The sequence below is a fragment of the Streptacidiphilus neutrinimicus genome, assembly GCF_000787815.1.
GTDB classification, from domain to species: Bacteria; Actinomycetota; Actinomycetes; order Streptomycetales; family Streptomycetaceae; genus Streptacidiphilus; species Streptacidiphilus neutrinimicus.
This window is the reverse complement of record NZ_BBPO01000011.1, coordinates 110,887-136,201: the sequence shown is the minus strand read 5'-3', so window position 1 is coordinate 136,201 and position 25,315 is coordinate 110,887. Positions and strand designations below refer to the sequence as shown.

Here is a 25,315-nt window from a genome sequence, read left to right as displayed (position 1 = left end):
CTGTGGCCGGGGAAGGGGATGGACTGCAGCGGGAAGTCCCACAGCCCGAGCTTCTTGCCCGGCCACATCTGCAGCCCGCCGGGCGAGCTCGCGTCGTACTTCCAGCCCATCGCCGCGGCCGTGGGCAGCAGCTGGTTCTGGCCGAGCAGGCACGGGGTGCGGCCGCCGATCAGCTCCTTGCGGTAGTCGAACGGCAGCGGGTCCATGTCGAGGAGGGCGGTGTTCGTCTTCCACTTCTCGACGAAGCCGATGGCCTGCTCCAGTTCGCTGCGCCACTGCGCGGGCGACCAGGTGCCGACACCGGTGCCGGGGCTGCAGAAGTGGCCGTTGAAGTGGGTGCCGATCTCGTGGCCCTCCAGCCACGCCAGACGCACCTGCTCCAACGTCGTCTTCACGTGGTCGTCGGCGAGGTAGCCGATGTCGGAGGCGCCGGGCTTGTGGCCCGGAGGCAGGTAGAGGTCCTTCTTGCCCTCGGGCAGCACGTAGATGCCGGACAGGAAGAACGACATCGTCGCCTTGACCTCCTGGGCGACGGCGCGGAAGTGCGAGAACAGCTGCTTGCTGTCCTCGCCGGCCCCGTCCCAGGAGAAGACCACGAACTGCGGCGGACGCTGGCCCGGCTCCAGACGCCCGGGAACCGGCTGGTTCGGCTGGGGCCCGGTGTCGGCCATCGAGCCGTCCCCGATCAGCTCGACGGGACGGACCACGGCCTGGTCACCTCTGCCGACCGGCCGTCGCGACGTTCCAGCGGCGCCGTTCGGTCGCCGCCATGTTCCGCCGGCGCCGAGCGACCCCTTCGCGTTCCCGCCCGCGCATCCCGCGAGCCCGAGGAGGGCGGCGCCGGCCACGGCTGCTCCTACGGCACCCTCCGCGAGGAGGCCACGCCGCGTCATCTGGTCCATGGCACTTCTCCTGACCCCGGGGCCGATGGGTGGACCTCCGCAGGTTCCATTGTGAGGGAGTCTCACCTGAATCTCAGGCGGGATGGTCCGACCGTATGACGAGACCTCAGGAGCCGGGGTCGTCCGGGTCGGGCCGCTGCCCCGACCGGGTGGCGGAATGCGTGGCGGAGGCTCGCCGCGGGGGCGGACGGGAACGTGGTTGTCAGCGTCACGAGCGGATCGTGAAGAGGCTCGTGGGCGTGGGCCGGCACGCCGGAGGGCCCGGCGCCGGGAGAGGTGGTGCGCAGGTGTCCGTGACAGACAGCGGCAGTCGTCGCGACGACGAAGAGCGGAGCGGCTTCGGTCGCCGGGTGCTGCTCACGGCGGCCGCCGGGGCCGCCGCCTCGGTGACGGTGGCGGGCGCGGCGCACGCCGACACGCTCCCGGCGGGACGCCCGTCCGGTCCAGACGGCGGGGGAGGGGCGGTGGCGCGCCTGCTGGGCGTCGCCGAGCGCGACCGCGACCTGGGCTGGATCCAGGATGCGCTCCAGATCGCCGTGGAGCTGGAGCTGTCCACCCTGCCGCCCTATCTGTGCGGCTGGTGGTCCGTGAAGGACCGCGGCAGCGAGGCCGCGCAGCTGATCAAGCGCATCGTGTACGACGAGATGTACCACCTGGGGGTGGTCTGCAACCTGATGGTTGCCGTCGGCGGTCAGCCGCGGATCAAGGACGCGGCGCCGAATTTCCCCACCGCCTTGCCCGGTGGGGTTCGTCCGGGGGTCACGGTCCGCCTCTCGGGTCTGACGCGGCCCCTGGTGCGGGACGTCATGATGGCGATCGAGGCTCCCGAGGAACCGTTGGCCCGCGAAGGCGGACTGACGATCGGCGCCTTCTACGGCGCAGTGCTCGACGCCTTCCGGAGCGTGACTCCCACGCTGTCGACGAACGGGCAGCTCGCTCAGCGGATCGGCGCCGATGACCTGGAGCCCGTGACGGACCTCGACGCGGTGGCACGTTCCATCGAGATCGTCAGGGAGCAGGGCGAGGGCACCTCGGCCTCCCCGGACGACGCCTTCGGGGACGACCATCCGGCGCACTACTACGCCTTCGGCGAGATCTACCACGGGCGGCGCCTGGTGCGGAACGGCGATATGTGGGAGTTCACCGGCGAAGCGGTTCCCTTCCCCGACGCCCGTCCGATGGCCGAGGTGCCGGCGGGCGGCTGGCCCGATCCGTCGCCGCAGGTGGGACAGCTACTGGACCGCTTCGACAGCACCTACGCCACCGTTCTCGGCGCCCTGGAGAGCGCCTGGGCCGACGGCGGACCGAGCAGCCTGAACACCGCGGTGCGCGCCATGCGCGCGCTGGAGTCCACGGCCGTGGAGCTGATGGACCTGCCGTTGCCGGACGGATCCGGCACCTACGGGCCCCAGTTCCGTCCCCCGTCCTGAAGACCCACGCCGGATGCTCTCGGGAGCCCTGGGCGTTCAGGTCGTGGGCGGCGTGACGGGGAGGCTCGCGATGACCCGGGTGCCGATCGGCCCGGTGAGGGCGAGCCACCAGGTGCAGCAGTAGGCGACGAGGTCCAGCCCCCGCCCGCACGTCGCGTCGTCGTCCTCGGGGACCCGGCGCGGCGAGGTGCGGGTCCGCCAGGTCCCGGCGTCCTTCACCTCGATGCGGACTTCGTCGCCGTGATGGGTGATCAACACGGTGAGGTGGGGGCTGTCACTGTGCAGGACGACGTTGGTGACGAGTTCGGTGACCACGAGCGACAGCGTGTCCACGGTGTCCGCGGGCATCGCCCAGCGCCGGGCGGCGTTGCGGGCGAAGTGCCGCAGGACCGGGACGGCCGCGTCGACCGCCGCGCTGGTGCACAGCGCCGCGGTGGTGGTCGGGCGGGGCGCCGGGTAGCGGTCGGCAACGGTGACGGCGGTGTCGGGACAGAAGGCGTCGGCGGTGTCGGGACAGTGGACGGGGGCCATGCTCAGCTCCTCGGTGGTCCCGCGGGAGGTGCGCGCGGGCTCGCACTTCGACCGTGCAGCCCGTCCAGGTGCTGCGGCTATGGGGAGTGGGTGATGGGCGTATACCCAAACCCGCCGAGTCCGGTGGGTGGGGCGCAGAGGCCAGGCGGACCGGAGTCACCTCGCGTCGGGCTGGAAGACCGTGGCGATGTTCCTCCTGGTCGTTCCCAGCTTCTTCAGGACACTGGCGACGTGCTTCTCCACCGTGCGCGGCGACAGGAACAGGGTCTGGGCGATGTCGTGGTTGGTGGCGCCGCGTGCGAGGAGTTCGGCGACCTGCTGCTCGCGCGGTGACAGCTCGTTGCCGTAGCCGCGTCCGCCGCCGCGCGTCGGCTGCTCCAGACCGAGCTCCGTCATCCTGCGCTCACCACGCGCCACGGCGGCGCCGGCGCCCAGCCGGGTGTAGACGTCCAGGGCCTCGCGCAGCGGGGCTTCGGCCGCCCGCGGGTCGGTTCGGGCCACGGCGCAGCCGTAGGCCTCGGTGGCCAAAGCGGCCTCGTACGGGCGACCCATCTCGGCAAGGAGCTGCCGACAGGCCTGGAAACGCTCGGCCGCCGGGAGCGGAGCGGACTCCTGGAGCAGCGCGCCGCGGGCGTAGTGGAGCTCGGCCTGTGCCGCGGGCGAGTCCCGGCCCGCCAGGTTCGCCTCGAACTCGTCGACCAGGCGCTCGGCCGAGCCCCGGTCGCCGCAGGCGAGCAGGGTGAGGACCGCGTGGGTGATCAGCGAGTTCGGCCGCGCCCACGCCCCGGCCTCGCGCAGGACGGCGACGGCCGGTTCCACGACGACGCGTGCGCCCTCCGCGTCCCCTTGCCTGAGCAGGACCTCGGCCTGCACCGCCGCGGCGCGCAGCGAGATGTTGACCTCGAAGTGCCGCAGGGCGTGCTCGGCTGCGGAGTCCGCCAGCTCCTTGGCCAGGCCGCTGCGGCCCTCGGCCAGGGCGATTCGGGCGAGGCACATCGCGCTCTCGGCCTTCGGCGGGAACTCCGGGTACGCGGCGGTGAGCGCGGCGAACTGCTCCTCCAGGCCGCTCCAGCGTCCCGCGGCGCCGTCCAGCCACAGCAGGTCGACCATGCAGCAGCGCTCGATGCCCGGATTGCCCACCTGCCCGGCGAGCGCACGGCTCTCCTGCAGGAGGGCGGTCGCGTGTGCGTCGTACCCGAGATCGATGGTGCTCTCGGCCACGTTGTGCAGGGCGCGGACGGTCTGGCGTAGCACCTCCAGGTCCTCGGACCGCCGAGGCAGCGCGTCCAGCAGGGGCCAGACCGCGGGGTCGCCCTCGCGGGCCATCAGGCTCAGCCGGGTGGCCCGGACAGCGGCGCGGACCGCCTCGTTCGGGCTGTCCTTGACGATCTGCTCGGCGCGCTCCAGCCACTCCTCGGCCCGCTCGGCGCCGGCGCCCCTTTCCCTGATGGCCAGCGCGGCCATCGCGCGTGCGGCCCGCTCCGGGAGGGCGGACAGTTCGTCGGCGGCCCGCTCGAGTTCCGCGAAGCCCGTCGCGTCGCCGTCGTGGTTGACGATGAGCAGCCCGAGGCCGAGCCGGATCTCTCCGAGCGTGGGTCCGGTCAGCTGCGGATCGGCCAGGATGCGGCGGAGGACGGCCGCGCTGGATTCGAAGTCCACGCCGAAGGCGGCAGCCCTCGCCAGCGCCAGGGCCGCACGTGAGCGCGGCTCCGCCGGGAGCCCCGGGCTCTGCAGGATCTGCCGGAGCAGGGTGGAGGCGGTGCCGGTGTCGCCCATGGCGGTCGCCTGGTCGGCCGCCTCCTCCGCGCACCGCAGCCAGGCTTCGCGGTCGCCCGCGGCGCGGGTGTGGTGGGCGATCTGCACCAGCGGCGCCGGGGTCCTGGCCGAGAGGACCTCGACGGCCCGCCGGTGCAGGCGTGCGCGTCGCGGCCCGGAGATGTGCGTGTAGGCGACCTGCTGGGCGAGCGTGTGGCGGAACACGTAGGCGCCGGAGTCCGTCTCGTGCAGGACGGAGGCCCGCAACGCGTCGGTGAGCCCCTCGTGGCTCTGCTCGCGGTCCAGCGCTGCCACGGCGGCCAGGAGCTCTTCGTCGGCTGCGACGGCCAGGACCGCCGCGGCGTCGACGATGGCGGCACCCGAGGAGGAGAGGGTGTCCAGGCGCTCGGTGACGGCCTCGCTGAGGCCGCGTGGCACCTCCGCCCCGCGCAGCTCGGCGGCCAGGTCGCCGTGGTCGAGGTGGCGGCCGGACTCGCAGAGGGTCAGCAGGTCCTCCTCGGCGACCAGGGGCAGGCCCTCGCTGCGCTCGTACAAGGTGGCGCCGAGATCCTGCGGGGTGAACGCGCCGAGAGCGGCGACCGCGAGCCTGTCGATGTCACTTCGGGTCAGCGGGCCCAGCCGGATCGTCGTCCCGCTGGTGCCGGGCGGCTGGCGGTAGGCGGCGCCCAGAACCGCGGTGCCGGGAGGCAGGTCCTCCGCGCGATAGGTCAGCAGCAGGCCCAGTTGCTCAGGGAGGTCCCGAGCCAGTTGCAGGAGCAGGTCGCGGGTCGCGTCGTCGGCCCAGTGCATGTCCTCCAGGATCAGCACCGCGGGCCCGATGAGCGTCAGCAGTGAGCGCACCGCCTGCACGACCTGGTGTCGGCGGCCGGGCGGGTCGTCCGGGAGCGGAGGCGGCTGCGGAAGCCGGGCCGCAAGGTCCGGAAGCAGCGGAGCGAGCGCGCCGACGGTCGGTGGGACGTCTCCGACGTCGGGCAGCCAGGCCTCGACCTTGCGCAGCGCGCCCACGACCGGGCCGTAAGGGAACGGTTCCCGCAGGGGATGGCAGGAGCCGCTGAGCACCCGCAGCCCCTCGCCGTCGAGCCGGGCGAGAGCCTCGTGCACCAGACGGGACTTCCCGACACCCGCCTCGCCCTGGACCATCACCACGGACGGCGGATGCCGGATCGCCGCGAGCAGGAGGTCGAGTTCCCGCTTCCGGCCGACGAACGTGAAGCCCCCGCCCGCGGCTGCGGCGGTGGCCTGCTCCAGGACCCCCGTCACCCGATCACCGCCCTTCTCACGCCACGCTAATCCCACGTGTGAGCCGGGGCAATCGCCGACACGAACGGCCCGGCCGCGGAGGCGCGACCGGGCCCGGGGAGCCCAAGAGGGTCAGGAGCGGTGTTGCGTGGCGATCTGGAACACGTTGCCGAACGGGTCGCGGACCATCGCGCGGCGATCGCCGTACGGGGTGTCGACGGGCTCCTCCAGGCTCTCCGCGCCGGTCGCGAGCGCCTGGCGGTATCGGGTGTCGACATCGTCGACGTAGACGTACAGGAAGGCGGGGAAGGCCTCGCGCTGGTCCGCACCCGACACCATGACCAGCGAGTCTCCGATCCTGACCTGCGCGGGACGGTTCGGCTGGACCTCGCCCGTGGCGTCGAACACCGCACGCAGGAACGCGACGGCGGCCTCCACGTCGTCGACGAACATGCGCGGCGTCACGGCATGGAAGCCGTCGGGGAGGGCCGGGTTCGTTTCCACGTCGGCAAGTCTCACACGGTGCCCCCGTGGCACGCCGCAGGCGGGCCGAGCCCGTGTTCCCGGGCCGTACGGTGCCCTGGACGGCCGGGCACCGTACGAGCGCCCTCAAGCAGAAGACCCGGACCCAGGCGTGACCAAGACCCGGCAGATGCACGTTACCGAGACAGCGACGTCTTACCGGGACAGCGACGTCGCGGCGGTCTGGTCGGGCGCGGCCAGCTTGCTGTTGTGCGGGTGGTTCCGGTTGAGGAACCAGGTGCGGGCCGAGACGAACCACCAGAGCGTGGCGAAGCCGAGCACGACTGCCACGGCGACCGGGGCGTAGTTGAAGTTCTGGGCGGTGATTGGGTTGACCTGGGGCAGCATGAACAACACGGTGATCAGCAGCACCCAGGCCACCGCGACGATGCCGATCGGGCGGCTGAGACGGCCCAGGTGCCACGGGCCGCGCTGGAATCGGTCCCCTTGACGGAGCCGCAGAAAGGTCGGGATCACGTAAGCGATGTACAGGCCGATGGTGGCGATCGAGGTCACCGCGGCGTACGCGGTGGCGTTGATCAGGTCCGGCAGGCCGAGCGACAGCGCGGCTCCCACGGCCAGCCAGACGGCCTTGGTCGGTGTGCGCGTGTCGGGGTTGATCTGGTGCCAGACCCGGCTGAAGGGCAGCGCTCCGTCTCGCGAGAAGGCGTAGATCATGCGGGAGTTGGCGGTGACCGAGGCCATGCCGCAGAACAGCTGGGCGCCGATCACCACCAGCAGCAGCAGTTTGCCCCCGGTCATCCCGAGCGAGTCGATGAAGATCTGGGCCGGCGGAACCCCGGTGGCGGTGTTGAGAGTGCCGTCCCAGTTCTGGATGGCGAAGGTGATGCCGACGATGAGCACGAATCCGGCGATCCAGGACAGCCAGATCGAGCGGACGATTCCGCGCGGGCCCGCCACCGCGGCGTCGTTGGTCTCCTCGGTCATGTGGGCCGAGGCGTCGTAGCCGGTGAAGGTGTACTGGGCGACGAGCAGGCTCAGCAGGCCGACGTAGAGCCCGGAGTGGAAGCCGGTGCCGTTGACGAAGTGCCCGAAGACGAATCCGGCCGACTGGTGGTGGGAGGGAACGACGATCAGCGCCCCGACGATGACCAGCACGCCGCCGACGTGCCACCAGACGCTGACGCTGTTGAGGAGCGCCACCAACCGCACGCCGAAGGTGTTCAGCGCACCGTGCAGCAGCAGGATGCCCGCGAAGAGCAGCATCGTGTGCGGGGCGGTCGTGCTGAAGCCCCACTGGAGATCGAGGTAGGCGTTCAGGAAGGTGGCGGCGCCGAAGTCGACGCCGGCGGTCACCGCGACCTGGCCCAGCACGTTGAACCATCCGGTGAACCAGGCCCATGCAGCCGCCGAACTCGGCGGTGCCATCTCCTTGGCCCAGAAGTACAGTCCCGCCGAGGTCGGGTACGAGGAGCAGACCTCGGCCATGGCCAGGCCCACGAACAGGGTCATGGCGCCGACCAGCACCCAGCCCCAGGTCAGCATGGCCGGACCACCGGTGGTGAGGCCGAAGCCGTAGAGGGTCAGGCAGCCGGAAAGTATGGAGATGATGGTGAAGGAGACGGCGAAGTTCGAGAAGCCTGACATGCGCCGGGCCAGCACCTGGGTGTAACCCAGCTGCGCGAGGCGCTCCTCGTCGGACAGGTACTCGGGCTCCAGGGGCACGGTGTCTCTTCCTCTCGGGGGATCGGGGGGAGGGGGTCGGTCGGGTTGTTCAGATCGATCGACGCCAACGGCCGGCGTTGGCGCGGGCCGGCTTCAGCGCCTGCTCCCGGTGACTGCGGAACAGCTGCTCGGCGTCACCGCACAGGGCCCAGGGGAGTTGGCTCATGTAGGGGCCGATCTCCTCGAAGACCTCCACCGCTTCGGCGTACCGGCCGGCGAAGGAGAGGGCGTGCGCCAGATAGTGCGCATCGTCGATGAAGTTGGCGTGGCGCCGTGGTGACCGGAAGCTCCACCAGTGGTCCAGCACAAGGTCGACGTCGGGGCGGTCCGTCCACGAGTGGATGACCAGCCGCAGGTTCTGCGGATCCTGCTGCGTGCGGTGACGGTAGTGCTCGGCCTGTGCGACGAGGAGCAGCACCGCGATCGGCGTACCCCGGGGGGCCAGTTGGGCCCGCTCGTGCGCCCAGTCGAACATCATGGCACTGGAGCCTTGATGACGGGGCATCAGGTATGCCAGGAGCTCGTGGTGGCCTTCGCGGCTGTAGGGGTCGCGCCGACGCGCTTCGGCCCATAACTGCTGCATCAGTTTGGCGTCCGGCGCCAACGTACGGGTCAGCGCCATCAGTACCAGCCACGGTGAGGGGTCCGGCGGCAGTGCGTCGGCGGCCCGCAGGCAGGTCTGCCAGGCCGAGTCCAGGAGTTCACGGTCCTGGCTCTCACCTGCCAGGATGGCGCGCAGCGCCTGGACGTGCGCGAGCATCACCACGGCGTCCGGGTTGCCGGGTTCGGCAGCGACCCAGGTTTCGGCCCAGCGCAGCCGCACCCCGTGGCGAGCCAGGATCTGCAGCCGGAAGACCCTGCGGTCCCAGTCGCGCCCGCTGGCCGCGATGACGTCGCGCGGTGCGTCCCAGCGGCCCATGGCGGCGTCCTCGCACGCCGTGCGCAGGGCCAGGTCGTCCCGTGCGGGATGCGTCTCGAGCGACTCGGAGTCGCGGCCGTGACGCCTAGCCATGGCAGGAGCCTGTCAACGGAGATCGGGACTGGGTCACGAGTGCTCCTGTCGGTTCGTCGAATGGGGGCCATGCGCAGAGGCGCGGACGGACTACTCCGGGTGATCGCGCCACGCCGCGCGGGGTTCCTGTGAAGGGGGCGCAGGGAAGTAGAAAATCAGATCTTCACTTGTCGGCAATAGGGCTCACTGGGGGTCCACTCGTCACAACAGGGCTCAGAGCGCACGAATTAACGCAACCGACATGGAACGCCCCGTGCGGGCCCCTAAAGTGCCCTGCATGAGCAGTGGCATGTACGCCGCACCGGCGCCCACACTGCGGCCGAACTCGCAGCTCATCTCCCTCATCGAGCAGGCCGCCATGTCCAACAAGCAGTTCGCGCGCGCGGTGCGGGACACGGCGGCTCGACACGGCCGGGACGCCAAGTGCACGCACACCAGCGTGCAGCGGTGGCGCGACGGCCGGATGAGCCGTGCCGTGCCGCCCGAACTCATTGCCGAAACGCTCGCGTTGAGGCTCGGCCGGATCGTCACCACCGCTGACATCGGCATGGCCCGGCCCGCCGGCTCGACACCCTCCCCGTGGACGGCCGAGTTCCTGGACGATCCGGTCGAACTCGTCGCCGCGGCCCGTGCCCTGTGGGCCAGCGACCTGGACCAGCACAGCTCGACCCGCTACGGGATCCCGGCAGCCGCGCTCAGCGGACCGGCCCTGCACTGGCTGGTCGCCGACACCGCAACCGCGCCGGTCGGCCACGGCCCCGGCGCCGAGGTGACACCCGTCGATCTCGCCCGCTTCGGCACCACCTTCCAGGCCTTCGACCTGATCGCCCGTCGCACCGGCGGCATCGCGGCCCGGCTGCCCGCGGTCCAGTTCCTGCAGAGCAGCCTGACGCCGCTGCTGACCGGCCGGTATCCGGGCACCGTCGGGCGCAGCGTCTTCCGCTCCGCCGCCCTCGCCCACCTGTCCGTCGGCCGCTACACCCACGACGCAGGTCTCCACGGACTGGCCCGTCGCTACCTGCTGCTGGCCCTGTCCATGGCCCACCAGGGGGAGGACCGTGTGCTGGGTGCGCACGTCCTGGCCGCCCTGGCCGAACACGCGCCGCTGGCAGGCGACCACGCGGGTACCTTCGACCTGGTGCGCGCGGCCCTGCTCGGCACCGCCGGCCACGGTCGGCGGGCCAGGGCTGCGCTGCACGCGGCCGAGGCCCGATTCCATGCTGCCCGCCAGGACGCCCGGGCCACCGCGCTGAGCCTGGAGCGATCGGCCAAGGGGTTGATCGAGGCCGACTTCGACAACGACGACTGGCTCGACTACTTCGGGGAAGCCGAGCTTGCCGACATCACGCTGCGATGCCTCCTCGAGCTCGGCGAACTACAGCGAGCCCGAAGCGAGTTCGAGACGGCCAGAGGGTCCCGCAGCCCGGACCGGCTGACCGACCAGGTTCTCGCCCTCTGCCTGCTGGCCACAGCCCACTTCCGGTCGGGTGAGATCGGCGAAGCCTGCCGGGCGGTCGAGGCCGCCCTGGACCAGGCGCAGGGCATGCAATCCGCTGCGGTGAACGTCCAGCTCGCCCAACTGGTCCACTATCTCGACGAGCACCGGGGGACCGGGCAGGCGGCCTCCCTCGGCCGGCGCATCCGCGCGTCCCAGCGCCTGTAGGACACACGGCCGGTCGTGCCCTTCCTCGGTTGCCACCGCGACTTCATGTCTTGAGGCCGCACATCAGCCTGCGTGCTACTGTCGATATCTGTTGCAGTTGTGGTTCCCAAAACTTCGAGTCCCCTTCGGTCCGCTCCAGGCCCGAGTGGGTGTACTTCTGTATTTCCGGTGCTTCCGGTCGGGGCAATCATCGCGGCGACGCGGGGTCCGCACGGTGCGGGTCCCGGGTATTGCCCCTGAAGGAGATTCAAGATGGCATCCGGCACGGTCAAGTGGTTCAACTCGGAAAAGGGCTTCGGCTTCATCGAGCAGGAGGGCGGCGGTCCCGACGTCTTCGCCCACTACTCGAACATCGCCACCCAGGGCTTCCGTGAGCTCCTCGAGGGCCAGAAGGTGACCTTCGACGTCACGCAGGGTCCGAAGGGTCCGCAGGCGGAGAACATCATCCCGGCCTGACGCTGACGCGTTCGACGCGGCCGGGGCCCGCACCCATGGGTGCGGGCCCCGGCCGCGTCGGCTTTTCCGCGGTGTGAGCCCCTCGATTCGGCCGCCGCGCCTCCGGCCCCCTGGCCCGAATATCCCCCGGCCCGGGACGAGATTCGCGCCGGTCGTATCATCCCGATCATTCGGGTTTTCTGGTCGTGTGTGGAATGCCCGCCTGCGGCGAGAAGGCGACGTCGTTCTTCGGACGCCGTCACCGCTGTCCCGGCGCGTTCCTTCAATGCGCGCCACCGCCGGTCCGCGCATTTCCGGTCGCGGCCGAAGTCGCCGCCCGCGGCGGCGCCTCGGGCACGGGCGGCGCACTCGTCCTGCCGCAGAGGACGCGTCGCGAGCGGGCGTGGCTCCGGACGGTCCGGACCCACGGGACATCGCAGCGGCTCCGAGGGCTCATACTTGCGGTAATGACAAGATCTGAAGGACCCCGACGCAATCTGCCTACCAGCCCCTTCACCCGCGCCACCGCACCGGCCCCCGAACAGTTCGCTGTCGGTGACCGGGTGTCGCACGACAAGTACGGCCTCGGCCGCGTGGTCGCGGTGGAGGACGATACCTCGGTCATCGTCGACTTCGGTGCGGCCCACCGGCGCATCTCCACGCCCTTCAGCGCGATGACAAAGCTCTGACGGCGTCGACGCTGCACCGGGCGCGCCCCGGTACAGCGGCCGAGCATGTCGGTGACGAGGCCCCGCCCGGTCTGAGGAAGCCGAGCGGGGCCTCGCGCACCCGAGCGCGGCGTACTCGACGAACCGCCGCGCCCTGCCTGCGGCGGCTTGGGGAGGCCGCCGCAGGCGCATCTGACGAAGCCACCGTGCGACCTGCGCTCCGTGGCCACGCTCGTTCTACTGGGTCAGTTGCACCACGAACTCAATGTCCGTGTCGATCCCGGCGAGGATCTCCTCGACGTCCGCGGCCTGATCCCCTGGCACTTCGGTCCCGACGGAGGTTGTCTGTGCGTCGATGCGATGCGTCCAGCCCGGTTCCCTTCCCGTCAGACTGTGCAAGATCGCCCTTGCGTCCTCGACGCGCCCGTTCGGGACCGTCGTCTTGATGTGGGTTCGCTGGCTCATGACTTCAGGCTTCCCCGCGCTCTTCCTCAAGACCCAGTGCCGCAGGTGCGCCCACACGAATGGCGGCATCACCGCCGGCAGGCCCTCGCTGCGCCTTCGACGGAGCGTGACCTCACCAACCGGTGTCCCGGGCGGGGTCAGACGACCGTGAGCGCCTGACGGGCCTCCTTGATCCACTGCTTCAGGTCGCGCGTGAACACGAGGGCGGGCGCCTTGGCCAGCACGGTCCGGTTCGCGAGGACCTTGGACACCTCCTCGCCGTACAGGTTCTGCCACCGGTGGATCCGCTCAGGGCTGTCCACCACGGTGCCGGGGACAAGCTGCCTCAAGCCCTCCAGGCGAGCGCTCAGGTCGAGGAACTCGTCCAGCAACACAGCACGGTCCACTGCGAATGTCATGCCATCTCCTTTGGTCGTGGTCGGCGCAACCGCACAGCCAGGATGCGGTGCACGCGGTGTGACCGCCTCCCGTGCGCGCCCGATCTACGTCGTCCTTCGCGGTCACCGACGGCGCTGCCTCTCGGACGGTCGACCTGGTCCCGGGGCTTCCTGTGCGCGGGCCTGGAAGCCCTGGACCCACCGGAGAGAGGCGGACCCTTCGGATCCTCGGTGTCTGCGGGACAACCGGCGCCGGCTCAGAGCTGGTCGTAGATGGCGCAGAGGTGGCGCAGCACGTCGGTCGCGGCTTCCAGGGCCCGGATGTCGTGGCGGGCGAGGGCGGTGTCGAGCGCCTGTGCGAGGGCGGTCTGGCGTTCCTGGTGGCGCTGCCGGCCTGCGTCGGTGAGGGCGACGAGCACGGACCGTTTGTCGCCTTCGGGGCGTTCGCGGGTGACGTAGCCGGCGGTGGCGAGGCCGTTGACCAGCTGGGTGGTGGCGGCGCCGGTGGTCTCGGTGGCGGCGGCGAGTTGGCCGATCGGGAGCGGGCCGGTCTCGGCGAGCGCGCGCAGCGCGCGGGCGTGGGTGAGGGAGAGCGCGCCGGGCGTGCGGGTGGCGCGTCCGCGGAGGCGGGAATCGGCGGCGCTGAGGCTGTAGGCGGCACGGGCGAGCCCGTCGAGGGCCTGGTCGCGAGCGGGAGTGGGCTGCTGCTCCGGCATCGGGCGTCTCCTGGGGGGTGGGGCGGCGCTGGTTGACAAACATTCTATCCTAAGTACTTAATGACTAAGTACTTAGGTACTGCGAACGGCGCAGCGGCCACCGGTACCCCTTCCCGAGAGGACACCTGTCATGACTGTTCGTTCCACCGGCCAGAACTGGGCCCTGGACATCGCCCTCGCCCAGGGCGGCTTCGACGCCCTGCACCCGCAGGCGAAGGGCACCCTGGAGCAGCTCGGCCACGACCACACCGACTTCGACAAGGTCTTCGACCTGGTGCAGAGCGGAGTGATGCTGCCCAAGGCGTGGGCCACCATCGCCGGCCAGGCCGAGGAGCGCGCCGCCCACCACGAGAGGAACGGCTACCAGCAGACCGCCGCCGACCTGTATGTCCGCGCCGCCGTGATGTGGGGCCGCGCCCAGTACTCCCTCTTCGACGCCGCCGACCCGCGCAAGCTCGCCTTCCGGGAGCACGCCAACCACTGCGTCGAGCGCCTCGGCGCGCTGCGCGACAACCGGGTGCGCCGGGTCGTCCTCGACTTCGAGGGCAAGCAGATCTTCGCCCTCCTCCACCTGCCCGCCGGCGAGGTCCAGGGCGCCCCCGCGGTGATCCTCGGCCCCGGGATGGACATGATCAAGGAGGACTACATCTACGCGGCCGAGCGCTACTACACCTCGCGCGGCATCGTGGCCCTGTCCATCGAAGGCCCCGGCCAGGGCGAGAGCCGCGCAGCCGGGCTGACCGTCGACCTGACCAACTACGAGCGCGCCATCGGCCGTTACATCGACCACCTGGCCTCGCTGCCGCAGGTCGACCCGGCCCGGATCGGCATGTTCGGCATCTCGATGAGCGGCTACTGGGGCTCCCGCGCCGCCGCCACCGACCCCCGCCTCGCGGCACTGGCCGCCTTCGAGGCCGTCACCGGTGACTTCCACACCATCTTCGAGCGCGCGCAGCCGACCTTCAAGAACAACTACATGTTCATGGCCGGCTACGCCGACGAGGCCGCCTTCGACGCCGAACTCGTCGCCGAGATGCCGCTCGGTGACCTCGTCCGGGACATCACCTGCCCGGTGCTGTACGGCATCGGCGAGTTCGACGAACTCACCGTCCTGGAGCAGGCCCTGGCCAACTACGAGCGGGTCCGCGCGCCCAAGGAGATGCGCGTCTACGAGAACGAGTTCCACCCGCTGGGCGGCACCGCCGCCGAGGTCTTCCGGTTCGGCGCCGAGTGGGTCGAGCGCGCCCTGAACGGCGAGTTCGCCGAGCCCGGCCGCGACGTGCGCCACTACGTCCACGCCGACGGCCGCACCACCGACGGCACCGCCCACCCGACCTGGTGGCTCGGCACCACCCCCGCCGCGATCACCGAAGCCCGCCGCGCCTGACACGCCGACCGACCACCAACCCCCCGCACGCCCGGGGTGGCGCCGCTTGCGGCGTCACCCCGGGCGTAGCGCCGTTTCAAACGTCCGTCATATGGCTGGTGGCTGGGGCTCGCGGGGCTGGCGCCGTCCGTGCCGCGTTGTGCCGTCGCGTTGTCGTCACGCCGCTGCGCGGTCGACCGGCGGTCGACGCCTCAGTTCCGGCCGGCGGACGGCCGGCGGCTGGTAGGCCATGTCGAGCGTGCCCGAGTCCGTGCCGGGCGGCACGATGGCGTCGATCCGGTCCAGGACGTCGTCCGAGAGGGTGACCTCGGCACCCGCGAGCAGATCCTCCAGGTGGGCCATGGTCCGCGGGCCGAGTAGCGCGGATGTGACGCCCGGGTGGGCGAGCACGAAGCCCATGGCCAGATGGGTCAGCGGCAGGCCCGCCTCCTCGGCGAGCGGGATGAGCTGTTCGACGACGTCGAGCCGCCGGTCGTCCTTGAGGTGCTGGAAGCCGTACTGCGAGCGGTGCGTCGCGGCCTCCTGGCCCTTGCGGTAGCGCCCGGTGAGCAGCCCGCCGCCGAGCGGCGACCAGACCAGGGTGCCCATGCCGAACTCCTGCGCCACCGGCAGCACCTCGCGCTCGATGCCGCGGTTGAGGATCGAGTACACCGGTTGCTCGGTTCGCGGCCGGGCGAGGCCGCGCCGCTCGGCCACCCAGTGGGCGCGGACCAGCTCGGAGGCCGGCATGGCCGAGGTGCCGAAGGTGCGGATCTTGCCGGCTCGCTGCAGGTCGGTCAGGGCCCCGAGCGTCTCCTCGATGTCCGTGTCGGGGTCCGGGCGGTGGATCTGGTAGACGTCGACATAGTCGGTGTCGAGCCGACGCAGCGAGTCCTCCAGTGCGCGCACCAGCCAGCGCCGGGACGCGCCTTGGTGGTTCGGCTCGTCGCTCATCGGGTTCCGGGCCTTGGTCGCGAGCACGACCTCGTCCCGGCGGCCCTTGAGCGCACGGCCGACGATCTCCTCCGACTCGCCGTGGGCGTACATGTCGGCCGTGTCGACGAGGTTGATGCCGGCATCCAGGGCTCGGTGGATGATGCGGACGCAGTCGTCGTGGTCGGTGTTGCCGAGGGCGCCGAACATCATGGCGCCGAGAGCGTAGGGGCTCACCCTGATCCCGGTCTTGCCGAGGGCGCGGTAGCGCATGGTCTCTCCTGAGGTCCGTCGCTGGGGTGCTGGCGCCAGCCTGAAGGGGAGTGGTCGGACGATGAATACTTGTGAGTCCCGATTTTTTGAGCGAGAGTACGGGTATGACCCCGGACCGACTCTCCGAAGCACTCGATCTGGTCGAGGTCCGCGGCGTCCTCACCGGCGGCATCGCCGCCCGCGGCGGCTGGCGGGGCCGCGGACCGCTCGCCGACCCGGTCAAGTTCTTCGCGCTCGTCAGCGGCCGGGCCCGCCTGACCACCGACGGGATCGACGAGCCGGTCGACCTCGTGGCGGGTGACGTGGCGATCCTCAGCGGGCGCTCCTGGGTCGCGTTCGAGGCCGGTGCGGAGCCTCGTCAGGAGGTGCAGCCGGAATCCGACTTCTCCATCGACCGCTTCGCGCGCTCCGACCGCGCCGCCGACGACATCGTCATCGGCGGCTGCGTCCGTCTGAACGAGGCCGGAAGAACGCTCCTCCTCGAGTCGCTGCCACCAGTGGCCCACATCAGGTCGGCCGGTGACGACGACCGCCTGCGCGCCGCCCTGCTGCGTCTCTTCGACGAGGCGACCGCGCAGCGGCTCGGCTCGGCCTTCGCGATCCGGCAGTACGGCCAGCTCTTCCTGCTGGAACTCTTGCGGTGCTATGTCGAGCAGTCCGCGCTGCCGTCAGGCTGGCTGCGGCTGCTCGTCGACGAGCGCCTCCGTCCCGCCCTCGACCTGCTGCACGGCCGCCCGGGGCGCGCCTGGAAGCTGGAGGAGTTGGCGCGGGCCTCGGCGATGTCCCGGACGACCTTCGCCGAGCGGTTCCGGGAGGCGGCCGGCGTGCCACCTTTGACCTACCTGGGACGGTGGCGCATGCTGCTCGCCCAGCGCGCGCTGCGGGAAGGCGACGCCCGCTTAGCGGCGCTCGCCGAGGAGCTGGGCTACGGCTCGGAGAGCGCCTTCAGCACGGCGTTCAAACGGGTCGTCGGCGAGTCCCCGCTGCGCTACCGGGCCCGCGTCCGACAGGACGCCACCGGCCGCGTTCGGACCGGGACGCCATGAGGCGCGGGTCCGGGTCAGTGATGAGCACTCGCCGACGCGGGGACCGCCTTTGAGCAGGAACCGGGGCGGTTGGCGGCGGCCCGCCTGCCAGAACCGTCAGACGCGTTCCAGCAGCGTCGCGTTGGCGAGGCCGCCCGCCTCGCACATCGTCTGCAAGGCGTAGCGGGCGCCGCGTTCCCGCATGGCGTGGACGAGGGTCGTCATCAGGCGGGCCCCGCTCGCGCCGAGCGGGTGGCCGAGGGCGATCGCGCCGCCGTGGACGTTGAGGCGGGCCGGGTCCGCGCCGGTCTCGGCGAGCCAGGCGAGCGGGACGCTGGCGAAGGCCTCGTTGACCTCGAAGAGGTCGATGTCGTCGATGCCCAGGCCCGCTCGCTGCAGCACCTTCTGCGCGGCCGGGATGACCCCGGTCAGCATCATGATCGGGTCGGAGCCGGTGACCGCGAAGCTGTGCAGGCGGGCGAGCGGACGCAGGCCCAGCCTCGCCGCGGTCTCGCTGCTCATGATCAGCAGCGCGGCCGCGCCGTCGTTGACCGGGCTGCTGTTGCCGGCCGTGACGGACCAGTCGATCTGCGGGAAGCGAGCCGCGAAGCCCTCGTCGGCGAAGGCGGGACGCAGACCGGCCAGGATCTCGGGGGTGGTGCTCGGGCGCATGCTCTCGTCGCGGGCGACGAGCCTGCCGTCCGGGGTGGTCAGCGGTGCGGTCTCGGCGTCGAAGAGACCGGAGTCCCAGGCGCGGGCCGCCTTCGCGTGCGAGTCGGCGGAGAAGACGTCCATCGCCTCGCGGTCGAGCTTCCAGTGTGCGGCGATCAGTTCGGCGCTGATGCCCTGGGGGACCAGGCCCTCCGGATAGCGGGCGGCGACGCCGGGGCCGAAGGGGTCGGCGCCGGCGGGCACGTTGGACCACATCGGGACGCGGCTCATGGACTCCACGCCGCAGGCGACGACGATGTCGTAGGCGCCGGCGATGACGCCCTGCGCGGCGAAGTGGACGGCCTGCTGGGAGGAACCGCACTGCCGGTCGACCGTCGTCGCGGGGACGGAGTCGGGGAAGCCGGCCGACAGCCAGGCGTAGCGGGTGGTGTTCATCGCCTGCTCGCCGACCTGGTCGACGGTGCCGCCGATGACGTCGTCGACCAGCGCCGGGTCGATGCCGCTGCGCTGCACCAGGGTGCGCAGGGTGTGTGCGAGCAACTCGACCGGGTGCACGGACGCCAGGGCGCCGCCCGGCTTGCCCTTGCCGATCGGCGTGCGCACGGCTTCGACGATCACTGCGTCCCTCATGGCGGCCTCCCCTGACCTCGGGCCCTACTAGTGAGTAGGAAATCTGGATCCACTCTAGGGCGAGTGCGTAGGAAAATCCAACCCACCCTGCGCGGGCTTGGTGCCCGGTGTCGCCGACTCGTACGCGCAGGGTCGGCCCGGGGATCGTCCGTCGTACGTGCGCGTGGTGACGTCGCCGTAGCCGGGGACCCACACGCGGGCTTAACGAACGTCTCGATGGCATCCTCATCCGCGCGTGGGAGCCGCTGCGGGCGGGTCCGCGGGGGCTGTGGGGTGGTGCGGGGTCTCGCGGCGTTGCGGGGTCACCGTGCGGACGGAGGCCGGGAATGCCTGTTCGGCCCAGATGATCTTGCCGTGCGGCGTGTAGCGGGTGCCCCAGCGCTCGGTGAGCTGGGCTACCAGGAACAGGCCGCGGCCGCCCTCGTCGGTGCTCGCCGCGTACGTCAGGTGCGGCGAGGTGTTGCTGCCGTCGGTGACCTCCAGGATCAGGCTGCGGTCGCGCAGCAGCCGGACCCGTACCGGCTCCGAGCCGTAGCGGATGGCGTTGGTGACCAGCTCGCTCAGGGCGAGCTCGGTGGCGAAGGAGAGCTCGCCCAGGCCCCATCTGTCCAGCGTCGCCGTGCTCCATGCCCGAATGTCGGCGACGGCGGCCGGGTCGGACGGCACGTCGCGCTCGGCGACACGCTCCGGGCCGAGCACCCTGGTCCTGGCGATCAGCAGTGCCACGTCGTCCGGGGGGTGCTCCGGCAGCAGCGCGTCCAGCACCGCCCGGCAGTTCTCCTCCGGCTCACGGTCGCGGTGCGACAGCGCCGAGCGGAGCAGGCCCATGCCGATGTCGAAGTCCCGGGTGCGCTCCTCGATCAGGCCGTCGGTGTACAGCACGATCTGGGTGCCCTCGGCCAGCCGCACCTCTGTCGTCTCGTACGGCATCCCGCCCGCGCCGAGCGGCGGGCCGGTCGGCAGGTCCGGGAAGGCGACCGTGCCGTCGGGCTCGACCAGCGCGGGCGGCGGGTGGCCGGCGGTCGCGATGGTGCAGAGCCGGGAAGTCGGGTCGTAGACCGCGTACAGGCAGGTGGCCCCGGTGACCCCGATGCCGGCGCCGCTGTCGGTCTCCTCCTGGTCGATCCGGTTGACCAGCTCGTCGAGGTGACCGAGCACCTCGTTGGGCGGCACGTCCAGGGCGGAGAAGTTGTGCACGGCGGTGCGCAGCCGACCCATGGTGGCGGCGGCGTGCAGTCCGTGGCCGACCACGTCGCCCACCACCAGGGCGACCCGGCAGCCGGGCAACGGGATCACGTCGAACCAGTCGCCGCTCACACCGGACTGCGCGGGCAGGTAGCGGTGGGCGACCTCCAGCCCGCTGTGGTCGGGCAGGGCGCGTGGCAGCAGGCTGCGCTGAAGGGTCACGGCCATGGCGTGCTCGCGGGTGTAGCGGCGGGCGTTGTCGATGCTGACGGCCGCGCGCGCGACCAGTTCCTCGGCCAGAGAGCGGTCGTCGTCGTCGAACGGCTCGGGCTTCTGCGACCGCCAGAAGTTGACGACGCCCAGGATGATGCCGCGGGCCTTCAGCGGGGTCGTGATCAGCGTGTGGACGCCGTAGTCCATGATGTGCCCGGTCCGCTCCGGGTCCTGGGCCTGCCAGCCGTGCGCGACCTCCAGATCGGGGACGACCTGCGAGCGGCCGCTGTCGAAGCCGAGGGCCATCGGGGTGGACGGGATGAAGGCGGTCAGCCGGCCTTTCGGGTAGAACGGGTGGTCGTCGCGGATCCCGTGGACGGCGGTGCGGCGCAGGTTGACGGCGCCGCCGGTGGGCTCGTCGCCCTGCAGCACCGGGTCGGCGAGGTCGACGGTGACGAAGTCCGCGAAGCCCGGCACCGCGACCCTCGCCAGTTCCTGGGCGGTGCGCTCGACGTCGAGCGTGGTCCCGATGCCGACACCGGCCTCGTACAGCAGGGCGAGGCGCCGACCTGCCACCTCGGCCTTGCCGGAGAGGGCGAGCAGCTCCGTGGAGTCGCGGATGGTCGCGACGGTGCCCATGGCGTGGCTGTGCGGATCGGTGGGCCGCTGGTTGACCGCGATGAGCCGGCTGCCGACGTGGAGCAGTTCGTCGGTGACCACGCGGCCCGACAGCAGCAGGTCGGCGGTCTCGGGGGTGAGGCCCTCGATGTCGGCCAGGTGCCGGCCCTCGGCGTGGGCGGGCAGGCCGAGCAGTTCGCGCGCCTCGTCGTTGGCCAGCAGCAGCTGACCGTCCTGTCCGACGATGACCACGCCCTCGCGCACCGCGTGCAGGACGGCGTTGTGGTGCTCGTACATCCGGGCCAGCTCGCCCGGGTCCATGCCTCGGGTCTGGCGCTTCACCCGGCGGGCGATCAGCGCGGTGCCGATGGTGGCGACCACGATGGCGGCGGCGCCGGTGCCGAGGATCAGCGGCAGCTGCCGATTGTCGGCGGCGGTGACGTTCTTGACCTTGAGCCCGGCCGACACCAGGGCAGGAATCGATCCGTCTGGGGCCGTCACCGGCACGGTCGCCTGGACCTCGTGGCCCAGCGGTCCGTGCACGCTCTCGGTGTAGACCTGCCCGTGGAGGGAGGGGCCGATGGTGCCGACGAACCGCTTGCCGATCTCGTTCGGCATCGGGTGGGTGTAGCGGATTCCCTGGTCGTTCATGACGACGATGAAGTCGACGCCGGCCACCTTGCGGGTGGCCTCGGTGATCGGCTGGAGAATCGCTGACGGGTTGGGCGACTTGAGCGCGGCGAGCAGCCCGGGGGAATGCGCGAAGGTCTCCGCGACGGCGATCGACCTGCTCCTCGCCTCGGCGTCGACGTTCCGCCGCGACGCCATGACCTGCGCCAGGATCGCCCCGAGCACGAGAAGGACCACGACCACGAGCCCGAGAGCGAAGACCTGAGTGGCCACGCTGCGTCGATTCCTCGCGATCAGTGGCTTTCTCGATGCGATCCGCGATCGGTCGGCATGTTCGACCATGCCCCATGTGTAGCACTCTGTTCTGATATTTCCGGTAGGCGTCATTCGGCGTCTCACTCTTCGGATACCGCCGTCCGCATTCAGAGCTCGCGCGCTCGTGGCCGGGGACGTTCCGGTGGTGACAGCGAGGCGCAAGTAGTCCGCGGCCCCGCACCCCTGGCGCACGGCTCGCGCGAGCGTGCTGCTGAAGGGTTCTCGGGGCGAGCGCACAGGCCATGGCGGCCGTCCAGCGCCTCGTGATCGGGACGTCGAACGCCGCGATCCGGACCGTTTCACGCCGAACGCAGCGTGGAGACGATGGCGTCGCGGAGCCAGCGGTGTGCGGCGTCGTCGTCCAGGCGGGGGTGCCAGGACATGGCGTAGGTCATCGGGCCGATCTCGTCCGGCGCGGCGACGACGGTGGTGACTCCCGGGACTGCTTGCGCGAGGGCGAAGCGGGTCGGCAGGGTCGCCACCAGTGAGGTCCCGTGGACCGCGGCGGCGGCCGCCGCGTGGTACGGGACGGTCACGCTCGCCCTACGGGGCCGACCGAGGGATTCGAGACGTCGGTCCACGTGCCCCTGGCGCCCGTCGGTGACGTCCACGACGACGTGCGCGCAGCCCACGTACTCCTCCAGCGACAGTGCGGAGCTTTGGGCGAGCGGGTGGTGACGGGAGATCAGGCAGGAGTACCCCTCGTCGAACAGCGGCCGGGAGCGCAGCGGAGGCGGCGGCGCGCCGCCGTGGATCAGCAGGTCGACCAGGCCGTGCTCGGCGTCGGCGAACACCGAGTGGTGCCAGCGGGAGAACAGCACGGTCGAGCCGGGCGACTGCTCGAAAAGCCGCCTGAGCAGTACTCCACTGAGGACGGAGACGGTGTAGTCGGTCCCGGCGAGGCGGAAGCTGCGCGCCGCGGTCGCCGGGTCGAACGCCTCCGCCGAGAAGACGTGTTCGAGGCGGGGAAGTGCCTGCCGCAGCTCGGCCTGAACGCGCTCGGCGCGTGGCGTGAGGCGGTATCCGCCAGGGCTACGGACAAGCAGCTCGTCGCCGAGGGCGGCGCGCAGGCGTTGCAGGGCGCGGCTCATGGCGGGCTGGCTCATGTGCAGTCGGTCCGCCGCCCGGGAGACGTGGCGCTCCTCCAGCAGGGCGTGCAGCGGGGCCAGGAGGTTCAGGTCGACCGACTCTATGCGTGGCACGCATACAGCGTATGCGAGATATGGCATTGCCGTATATCAGCAGGTCGCACGAGGCTTGAGTCATGAGTAGCGAACAGCGCGAAGCGCTCGACACCCTGTTCCGTACCGGCCCGCTGGAGATCGGCGGAGACCATCTGAAGCAGCGCGAGGTCTTCACCCGCATGCTGACCTCCCGTCCCCTGCCCGACGACGTGGTCCTCGCCCCGCGAGAACTCGGGGGCGTCCCGGTGCTGGAGATCAGCATCGACGGCGTCGCCGCCGACGACACCCTGCTCTGGTTCCACGGCGGGTTCTACGTCCTCGGCTCGGCCCGCACCTCGGCCGCACTCGCCGCGAACCTCGCCCGGCGCACGGGCATGCGGGTCATCTCCGTCGACTACCGGCTCGCTCCCGAGCATCCCCATCCGGCCGCGCTGGACGACGCCCTGGCGGTCTACGGCGCGCTGCTCGACGAGGCCGGCGGCGGCTTCGGCCGGGTCGCGGGGGACTGGGCGAAGGGCGCCGTGGTCGGCGAGTCAGCCGGCGCCGGGCTTGCGGCGGCGCTGCTGGTCGCGGCCCGGGATCAGGGCCTGCCGATGCCCGCCGCCGGCGTCCTGTTCTCGCCCTACGCGGACCTGACGCTGTCCGGGCCGAGCATGACCGGCAAAGCAAACGTCGATCCCTCGTTCACCGCCGAGGCCGTCGCCGTCCGGGCCAGGGACTACGTGGGCACCGCCGATGCCGCGCATCCGCTGATCAGTCCGGTCTTCGCCGAACTGCGGGGCCTGCCGCCGCTGTTGATCCAGGCCGGGTCGCACGAGGTGTTGCTCGACGACGCGGTGCGGCTCGCCGCGCGCGCGGCTCGCGACGATGTCGCGGTCACCCTGGACGTCACCCCCGGCGTCCCGCACCTGTTCCAGGCGTTCGCCGGGGTGCTGGACGAGGGCGAGACCGCGCTGCGGCGTGCGGCCGACTTTCTGACGGGCTCCTTCGCGTCCAAGGCCGCGCGATGAGCGCGACGGACGATGCGCGGTCCGCTTCGACGGCCATGGCGATCGCGACGTGCTCCACGGTGCCGACGTGCCGGTCCCCTCCCGGTGCCGGGCCAGGTGCATCACAGGCCGGGGATGGGGCCGGTGTAGACGAGTTCCGCGGCGGCGTGCTGTGCGCTTCGTAGGTGGGTGGCGGCCTGCTGGGCGGCGTCGATGGCCTGTCCGAGTTCGGTGGCGACGCGGGCGCGCACGGCTGTGGGGGTGGGTGGGTCGGCGAGGACCGCGAGTCGGTCGTCGGGGATGGCGTTGAGCGCGAGGACGGCCTGGTGAAGCGTGAGCGGAAGCTGTTCGAGCAGCCCGGCGAGTGCGCCCAGGGTGTGGTGCACGTCGGTGGGGTAGGGGTAGGCGTCCGGTCGTGCGGTGTGCTCGGTGAGGCGGCGGACCTGGTCGGCCGCCCCGCAGGCCAGTTCGTGCGGGGTGGTCATCTGCGCTCCCCGGTGGTGCTCTCGGGCTCGGAGCCCTCGGTCCAGCTTCCGGGCCCGGGTGGGCCGGGCTGGACGGGTTGTGCGTGGTCGTGCGCGCCGAGCATGGGGGCATGGCGGCGTTCGGCGCGGTGCCCGGCCGGGTCGGTGACGGGTTCGCGTGGCCGGTCGGCCAGGCCGGGCGGGGCGGGGACGGGGCGGCGGGCGAGGATCCGGCCGACCCAGTGGCGGCCGCACCCGGGGCAGGGCTGCGCCCCGCGCGGTGCGTAGGGGGACTGGGCCGGGTGCCCGTCGAGGGAGAAGTACTCCCAGTCGCGCCCGTCGCTGTCGCTGTAGTGCTGGACGTCGTAGTCGACGGTCCACTGGCGCCAGCAGTGGCCGCAGGTGAACTCCACGCGTTCGACGGCGAGTTCGGTGATCATCCCGCCACCTCCCGAGATGGACGAAACGCGGATGGCCTGCCCCGCCTGGGGGTCAGCGGGGCAGGGGACGGATACGGACGGGGCCGGCGACCAGCGTCGCCCCGCGCGGGCGGTGAGGACTCGCCGCGCTCGGCGGGACCGCCGGCGTCATCGGGGACGGTGCGGGGCGCTGTGGCGTGCGGGGCGGCGTCGTGGCAAGGCGTTGGTGCGCGTTGATGACGCGGGCCAGTTGTTCGGCGGCGGCCGGGTCGGGGTTGGTGTCGGGGTGCAGCTGCCGGGCCAGGGCCCGGTAGGCGCGCACCGCCTGCGCTCGGCTCGCCCCCGGGGGCAGGCCCAGCACCGCGTAGGGGTCATCCGGCTGGAGTCTCACCTCGGATCACCTCCCACCTTTCGGGGCATGTCGTGGTCGGCGGGGAGCGCACCCGTCCCCAGGTCGTGCGCGGGCCGTGGCCAAAGAGTGCCGGCGGGGCCGCGAGGTCCACAGAGCCGGGTCGTGGATGGTCGCGGCCGTCGGCGTCGCCCGGACCGTCGTCGGCGGGCGGCATCTCGCCGGGGCCGACGGGATCGGCCGGGTCGGCGAGGGAGTGGAAGGCGAGGTCCAGGAGGTCCGGGTCGGACAGGACCAGGTCCCAGAACGCCTCGTCCAAGCTCTTGGTGGCTTGCGCGGTCATCTCGCAACCTCCGCGGCTTGACTGGGGCGCCGCGCGGCAGGCCCCCAGGGATAGGCCTGTGGTTCCGCGCGGCGCCCTTTCCTTTCCCGCGTTCCAGACCCGAGGGCCAAGGTCGGGCCTGGAGACTGGTGGCCTGCGCCGCTTCGCGCAGGCGCGATCGGTGGTTGGTTGGTGTGGCGTGGCGCGCGGGCGGCCGGGGGATTGTTCCGCCCGCGCGGCACGGTTTCCTTCCGGGGCACCAGACCCGACGGCGAAAAGGGGTCTGGAGTTCTTCGGGGTCGGGGC

24 protein-coding genes are annotated in these 25,315 nt (G+C 71.6%); 7 read left to right on the top strand and 17 right to left on the bottom strand.

The window, feature by feature from the left end:
* Positions 1-902, bottom strand: a 902-nt coding sequence (locus TR48_RS10485) for a polysaccharide deacetylase family protein (protein ID WP_042365722.1), incomplete at its 3' end; no start/stop codon positions are given.
* A 287-nt stretch (positions 903-1,189) separates the two neighbouring features.
* Between TR48_RS10485 and TR48_RS10480 the strand changes: the two genes are divergently transcribed.
* Entirely contained in the window at positions 1,190-2,332 is a 1,143-nt protein-coding gene (locus TR48_RS10480; protein WP_236652091.1) for a ferritin-like domain-containing protein, read from the top strand.
* Positions 2,333-2,368: 36 nt separating this feature from the next.
* Here the strand turns inward: TR48_RS10480 and TR48_RS10475 are convergent, their stop codons facing one another.
* From TR48_RS10475 to TR48_RS10455, 5 genes are all read right to left on the bottom strand, one after another.
* Positions 2,369-2,863: an ATP-binding protein gene (locus tag TR48_RS10475; RefSeq protein ID WP_042365721.1), complete on the bottom strand. Its 495-nt coding sequence runs from the start codon at positions 2,861-2,863 to the stop codon at positions 2,369-2,371.
* A gap of 156 nt (positions 2,864-3,019) precedes the next feature.
* Entirely contained in the window at positions 3,020-5,899 is a 2,880-nt protein-coding gene (locus TR48_RS10470; RefSeq protein WP_236652090.1) for a helix-turn-helix transcriptional regulator, read from the bottom strand.
* 111 nt (positions 5,900-6,010) lie between these two features.
* Complete coding sequence (locus TR48_RS10465) at positions 6,011-6,382, bottom strand: VOC family protein (RefSeq protein WP_201777107.1); 372 nt, start codon at positions 6,380-6,382, stop codon at positions 6,011-6,013.
* Between the two features lie 174 nt (positions 6,383-6,556).
* Positions 6,557-8,086 carry an amino acid permease gene (locus TR48_RS10460; protein ID WP_042365720.1) on the bottom strand — a complete coding sequence of 510 codons (1,530 nt, stop codon included), beginning with the start codon at positions 8,084-8,086 and terminating at the stop codon, positions 6,557-6,559.
* Positions 8,087-8,135: 49 nt separating this feature from the next.
* Positions 8,136-9,098: a hypothetical protein gene (locus TR48_RS10455; RefSeq protein WP_052442551.1), complete on the bottom strand. Its 963-nt coding sequence runs from the start codon at positions 9,096-9,098 to the stop codon at positions 8,136-8,138.
* Between the two features lie 277 nt (positions 9,099-9,375).
* Here TR48_RS10455 and TR48_RS10450 point away from each other — a divergent pair, with 277 nt between their 5' ends.
* The 3 genes from TR48_RS10450 to TR48_RS10440 all read left to right on the top strand — a co-directional run bounded on the left by TR48_RS10450 (position 9,376) and on the right by TR48_RS10440 (position 11,885).
* Positions 9,376-10,761 (top strand): NsdA family TPR-like regulatory protein, encoded by a 1,386-nt coding sequence (locus TR48_RS10450; RefSeq protein ID WP_152627895.1) that lies wholly within the window; start codon positions 9,376-9,378, stop codon positions 10,759-10,761.
* Positions 10,762-11,013: 252 nt separating this feature from the next.
* The gene (locus TR48_RS10445) at positions 11,014-11,217 is read left to right on the top strand and encodes a cold-shock protein (RefSeq protein ID WP_042365718.1); all 204 of its coding nucleotides are present in this window, start codon (positions 11,014-11,016) and stop codon (positions 11,215-11,217) included.
* A 446-nt stretch (positions 11,218-11,663) separates the two neighbouring features.
* Positions 11,664-11,885, top strand: coding sequence for a hypothetical protein (locus tag TR48_RS10440; RefSeq protein ID WP_042365717.1), 222 nt, complete (start codon positions 11,664-11,666; stop codon positions 11,883-11,885).
* Between the two features lie 216 nt (positions 11,886-12,101).
* On the opposite strand, the gene TR48_RS10435 is transcribed toward TR48_RS10440, so the two are convergent.
* From TR48_RS10435 to TR48_RS10425, 3 genes are all read right to left on the bottom strand, one after another.
* Complete coding sequence (locus TR48_RS10435; RefSeq protein ID WP_152627894.1) at positions 12,102-12,329, bottom strand: hypothetical protein; 228 nt, start codon at positions 12,327-12,329, stop codon at positions 12,102-12,104.
* A 137-nt stretch (positions 12,330-12,466) separates the two neighbouring features.
* Complete coding sequence (locus TR48_RS10430; protein ID WP_152627893.1) at positions 12,467-12,727, bottom strand: hypothetical protein; 261 nt, start codon at positions 12,725-12,727, stop codon at positions 12,467-12,469.
* 236 nt (positions 12,728-12,963) lie between these two features.
* On the bottom strand, positions 12,964-13,422 hold the full coding sequence (locus TR48_RS10425) for a MarR family winged helix-turn-helix transcriptional regulator (protein ID WP_042365712.1): 459 nt from the start codon (positions 13,420-13,422) through the stop codon (positions 12,964-12,966).
* Positions 13,423-13,552: 130 nt separating this feature from the next.
* On the opposite strand from TR48_RS10425, the gene TR48_RS10420 reads away from it, so the two are divergent.
* Positions 13,553-14,809: an alpha/beta hydrolase gene (locus TR48_RS10420; protein ID WP_042365711.1), complete on the top strand. Its 1,257-nt coding sequence runs from the start codon at positions 13,553-13,555 to the stop codon at positions 14,807-14,809.
* 156 nt (positions 14,810-14,965) lie between these two features.
* Here TR48_RS10420 and TR48_RS10415 read toward each other — a convergent pair whose 3' ends face one another.
* The gene (locus TR48_RS10415; protein WP_042365710.1) at positions 14,966-15,994 is read right to left on the bottom strand and encodes an aldo/keto reductase; all 1,029 of its coding nucleotides are present in this window, start codon (positions 15,992-15,994) and stop codon (positions 14,966-14,968) included.
* A gap of 104 nt (positions 15,995-16,098) precedes the next feature.
* Here TR48_RS10415 and TR48_RS10410 point away from each other — a divergent pair, with 104 nt between their 5' ends.
* Positions 16,099-17,040: an AraC family transcriptional regulator gene (locus tag TR48_RS10410; RefSeq protein ID WP_042365709.1), complete on the top strand. Its 942-nt coding sequence runs from the start codon at positions 16,099-16,101 to the stop codon at positions 17,038-17,040.
* Between the two features lie 96 nt (positions 17,041-17,136).
* Here the strand turns inward: TR48_RS10410 and TR48_RS10405 are convergent, their stop codons facing one another.
* The 3 genes from TR48_RS10405 to TR48_RS10395 all read right to left on the bottom strand — a co-directional run bounded on the left by TR48_RS10405 (position 17,137) and on the right by TR48_RS10395 (position 22,484).
* Positions 17,137-18,321: a thiolase family protein gene (locus TR48_RS10405; protein ID WP_042365708.1), complete on the bottom strand. Its 1,185-nt coding sequence runs from the start codon at positions 18,319-18,321 to the stop codon at positions 17,137-17,139.
* Between the two features lie 225 nt (positions 18,322-18,546).
* On the bottom strand, positions 18,547-21,309 hold the full coding sequence (locus TR48_RS10400; protein WP_084729154.1) for a SpoIIE family protein phosphatase: 2,763 nt from the start codon (positions 21,307-21,309) through the stop codon (positions 18,547-18,549).
* Between the two features lie 272 nt (positions 21,310-21,581).
* Positions 21,582-22,484 (bottom strand): LysR family transcriptional regulator, encoded by a 903-nt coding sequence (locus TR48_RS10395; protein WP_152627892.1) that lies wholly within the window; start codon positions 22,482-22,484, stop codon positions 21,582-21,584.
* 62 nt (positions 22,485-22,546) lie between these two features.
* On the opposite strand from TR48_RS10395, the gene TR48_RS10390 reads away from it, so the two are divergent.
* Entirely contained in the window at positions 22,547-23,476 is a 930-nt protein-coding gene (locus TR48_RS10390) for an alpha/beta hydrolase fold domain-containing protein (protein ID WP_042365706.1), read from the top strand.
* A 101-nt stretch (positions 23,477-23,577) separates the two neighbouring features.
* Here TR48_RS10390 and TR48_RS10385 read toward each other — a convergent pair whose 3' ends face one another.
* From TR48_RS10385 to TR48_RS10370, 4 genes are read right to left on the bottom strand one after another with little or no spacing between them, the layout of a single operon-like run.
* Complete coding sequence (locus tag TR48_RS10385) at positions 23,578-23,940, bottom strand: hypothetical protein (RefSeq protein WP_042365705.1); 363 nt, start codon at positions 23,938-23,940, stop codon at positions 23,578-23,580.
* A complete protein-coding gene (locus TR48_RS10380; RefSeq protein WP_042365704.1) occupies positions 23,937-24,359 on the bottom strand; it encodes a hypothetical protein in 423 nt (140 codons plus the stop codon). The genes TR48_RS10385 and TR48_RS10380 overlap by 4 nt, the downstream gene beginning before the upstream one ends.
* A 52-nt stretch (positions 24,360-24,411) precedes the next feature.
* Positions 24,412-24,729, bottom strand: a complete 318-nt coding sequence (locus TR48_RS10375) for a J domain-containing protein (protein WP_084729152.1) — start codon at positions 24,727-24,729, stop codon at positions 24,412-24,414.
* On the bottom strand, positions 24,710-25,030 hold the full coding sequence (locus TR48_RS10370; RefSeq protein WP_042365701.1) for a hypothetical protein: 321 nt from the start codon (positions 25,028-25,030) through the stop codon (positions 24,710-24,712). The genes TR48_RS10375 and TR48_RS10370 overlap by 20 nt, the downstream gene beginning before the upstream one ends.
* Positions 25,031-25,315: the final 285 nt, after the last annotated feature.

Coding starts and splice junctions, on each gene's coding strand:
- TR48_RS10415 (WP_042365710.1), bottom strand. CDS start 15,994: ATGCGCTACCGCGCCCTCGGCAAGACCGGGATCAGGGTGAGCCCCTAC.
- TR48_RS10430 (WP_152627893.1), bottom strand. CDS start 12,727: ATGACATTCGCAGTGGACCGTGCTGTGTTGCTGGACGAGTTCCTCGAC.
- TR48_RS10370 (WP_042365701.1), bottom strand. CDS start 25,030: ATGACCGCGCAAGCCACCAAGAGCTTGGACGAGGCGTTCTGGGACCTG.
- TR48_RS10475 (WP_042365721.1), bottom strand. CDS start 2,863: ATGGCCCCCGTCCACTGTCCCGACACCGCCGACGCCTTCTGTCCCGAC.
- TR48_RS10385 (WP_042365705.1), bottom strand. CDS start 23,940: ATGACCACCCCGCACGAACTGGCCTGCGGGGCGGCCGACCAGGTCCGC.
- TR48_RS10435 (WP_152627894.1), bottom strand. CDS start 12,329: ATGAGCCAGCGAACCCACATCAAGACGACGGTCCCGAACGGGCGCGTC.
- TR48_RS10380 (WP_042365704.1), bottom strand. CDS start 24,359: ATGATCACCGAACTCGCCGTCGAACGCGTGGAGTTCACCTGCGGCCAC.
- TR48_RS10405 (WP_042365708.1), bottom strand. CDS start 18,321: ATGAGGGACGCAGTGATCGTCGAAGCCGTGCGCACGCCGATCGGCAAG.
- TR48_RS10445 (WP_042365718.1), top strand. CDS start 11,014: ATGGCATCCGGCACGGTCAAGTGGTTCAACTCGGAAAAGGGCTTCGGC.
- TR48_RS10410 (WP_042365709.1), top strand. CDS start 16,099: ATGACCCCGGACCGACTCTCCGAAGCACTCGATCTGGTCGAGGTCCGC.
- TR48_RS10440 (WP_042365717.1), top strand. CDS start 11,664: ATGACAAGATCTGAAGGACCCCGACGCAATCTGCCTACCAGCCCCTTC.
- TR48_RS10390 (WP_042365706.1), top strand. CDS start 22,547: ATGAGTAGCGAACAGCGCGAAGCGCTCGACACCCTGTTCCGTACCGGC.
- TR48_RS10400 (WP_084729154.1), bottom strand. CDS start 21,309: ATGGTCGAACATGCCGACCGATCGCGGATCGCATCGAGAAAGCCACTG.
- TR48_RS10425 (WP_042365712.1), bottom strand. CDS start 13,422: ATGCCGGAGCAGCAGCCCACTCCCGCTCGCGACCAGGCCCTCGACGGG.
- TR48_RS10420 (WP_042365711.1), top strand. CDS start 13,553: ATGACTGTTCGTTCCACCGGCCAGAACTGGGCCCTGGACATCGCCCTC.
- TR48_RS10450 (WP_152627895.1), top strand. CDS start 9,376: ATGAGCAGTGGCATGTACGCCGCACCGGCGCCCACACTGCGGCCGAAC.
- TR48_RS10455 (WP_052442551.1), bottom strand. CDS start 9,098: ATGGCTAGGCGTCACGGCCGCGACTCCGAGTCGCTCGAGACGCATCCC.